3 protein-coding genes are annotated in these 2,153 nt (G+C 66.7%); all 3 read right to left on the bottom strand.

Annotation, left to right across the window (positions count from 1 at the left end):
* Nucleotides 1–141: 141 nt before the first annotated feature.
* Nucleotides 142–552, bottom strand: a complete 411-nt coding sequence (locus tag ACH107_RS32215) for an ACT domain-containing protein (protein WP_412509686.1) — start codon at nucleotides 550–552, stop codon at nucleotides 142–144.
* Nucleotides 552–1,634: a phospho-N-acetylmuramoyl-pentapeptide-transferase gene (mraY, locus tag ACH107_RS32220; protein ID WP_412509687.1), complete on the bottom strand. Its 1,083-nt coding sequence runs from the start codon at nucleotides 1,632–1,634 to the stop codon at nucleotides 552–554. Before mraY ends, ACH107_RS32215 begins: the two co-directional genes overlap by 1 nt.
* Nucleotides 1,635–2,153: glutamate ligase domain-containing protein (locus ACH107_RS32225; protein WP_412509688.1), on the bottom strand; the 519-nt coding region annotated here is incomplete at its 5' end.

Here is a 2,153-nt window from a genome sequence, read left to right on the forward strand (position 1 = left end):
CGTGCCGGGCGACCGTGCTGCGCAGGCGGCGCAGATCCTCGCGGGCCTCGGCCACCGTGCGGCAGACGCGGCTGCCGATCTCGATCTGGCATTTCAGGACCAGAACCGCGACCCGCGCGCCCTCGAACCCTGTCACGGGGATCATGCGCCCTCCTCCCGCGCCGCGAGGTCGTGCAGGATGGCCAGTGCACGGTCCGCGTCCGCTTCGGGGACGAAAACGTGGTCGTGGTGATAGCCCGCAACCATGTTGCAGGCGATGTCATGGGCCGCCAGCGCCGCCGCCACGGCCGCCGTCAGGCCGACACCGTCGAGCGCGGACTGGACGCCCAGCGTGATCCGGCGCATGGGCTGGTCCGCCGGCAGGCCGTGGCGGCGCATTGCAGCCTCCGGCAGGATCAACGAAACACCTTCGGCTTCGCGAACGACCGCCAGCGCCTCGGGGAAATGCAGCGCCGCCACGGGCTCGGCCACGGTGCAGAAATGATAGGTTTCCGCGTCGGCCTGCGGCGCCATCCCCGCGATCATGGCCGTCCTGTCGCGCACCGCATTCATCAGCGCACCTTGAGCGTGGCAAGCCCGATCATCGCCAGTATCAGCGCGATGATCCAGAAGCGAATGACGATCTGCGGTTCGGCCCAGCCCTTCTTTTCGTAGTGGTGATGAATCGGGGCCATCAAGAACACGCGCTTGCCCGTGCGCTTGAAATAGAACACCTGGATGATGACGCTCAGCGCCTCGACCACGAACAGCCCGCCCACGATGCCCAGGACGATCTCGTGCTTGGTGGCCACGGCGATCGCGCCCAGCGCGCCGCCGAGCGCGAGGCTGCCGGTATCCCCCATGAAGACCGCCGCCGGCGGTGCGTTGTACCACAGAAAGCCAAGGCCGCCGCCCACGAGCCCTGCAACGAAGACCAGTATCTCCCCCGTTCCCGGCACGTAATGCACCTCGAGGTAATCGGTGAAATCGACGCGTCCCACCGCGTAGGCAATGACCCCCAGCGCACTTGCCGCGATCATCACCGGCATGATCGCCAGCCCGTCAAGGCCATCGGTCAGGTTCACCGCGTTGGCCGCGCCCACGACGACGAACATGGCGAAGGGTATGAACAGCCACCCCATGTTGAGCAACGCGTCCTTGAAGAACGGGAAGGCCAGCTGGTTCTGCAGCTCGGCCGGGTGGAACCACGCCGCCCAGGCGGCTGCAACGGCCGCGATCAGGAAACCCAGCGCCAGCCGCAATTTGCCGGGCACGCCCGAAACGTTCTGCTTGCTCACCTTGGCAAAGTCGTCGGCGAACCCTACCAAGCCGAACGACAGCGTGACGAACAGCACAAGCCAGACATAGGGATTGTCCAGCCGCGCCCAGAACAATGTCGATGTCACCAGCGCCCCGACGATCAGCAGCCCGCCCATCGTGGGGGTGCCGGTCTTGGTGACGTGGCCCTCGGGGCCATCGTCGCGGATGGGCTGGCCCTTGCCCTGGCGCTTGCGCAGAACGTTGATCAGCGGCGGCCCGAACAGGAACCCGAAAAGCAATGCCGTCATGAAGGCCCCGCCGGAGCGGAACGTGATGTATCGGAACAGGTTGAAGAAGTCCCCGCCATCCGACCATGCGGTCAACCAATACAGCATCTAGCCCCGTCCTTTCCGGCCGCGCGTTTCGTCATCCATCGCGCGGATCGCTGACACGACCCGTGCCAGCCCCATGCCGAGAGACCCCTTGGCCAGCACCACGTCGCCCGCATCGAGATCGTCGTGCACGTGGTCGGCCATTTCATCGGCGGTTTCACACCATCGCCCGCGCTTCTGTTCAGGGAGCACTTGCCAGAGCTCGCGCATGAGCGGGCCGATCGCGTGGATTTGATCCACCGCCGCGACCGCCGGATGACCGGCGAGCGCGCGATGCATCTCGGGACCGGTCGGGCCCAGTTCCTTCATGTCGCCCAGATAGGCGATCCGCCGCCCCTTGGAGACACGCCCGATGTCATGTGTCACCTCGGCCGCTGCCAGCACGTCCAGCGCCGCCCCGATCGAGGCCGGGTTGGCGTTGTAGCTGTCATCGTAAAGCATGAGCGTCATACGCGGGTCGGCCGGGTCCAGCCGGATCAACGCGCGCGTGCCGCGGCCGTCGCGCGGCCGCCATTGCCCGAG

This window comes from Roseovarius halophilus (ex Wu et al. 2025), assembly GCF_047086965.1.

Coding starts and splice junctions, on each gene's coding strand:
- ACH107_RS32215 (WP_412509686.1), bottom strand. CDS start 552: ATGAATGCGGTGCGCGACAGGACGGCCATGATCGCGGGGATGGCGCCG.
- mraY (WP_412509687.1), bottom strand. CDS start 1,634: ATGCTGTATTGGTTGACCGCATGGTCGGATGGCGGGGACTTCTTCAAC.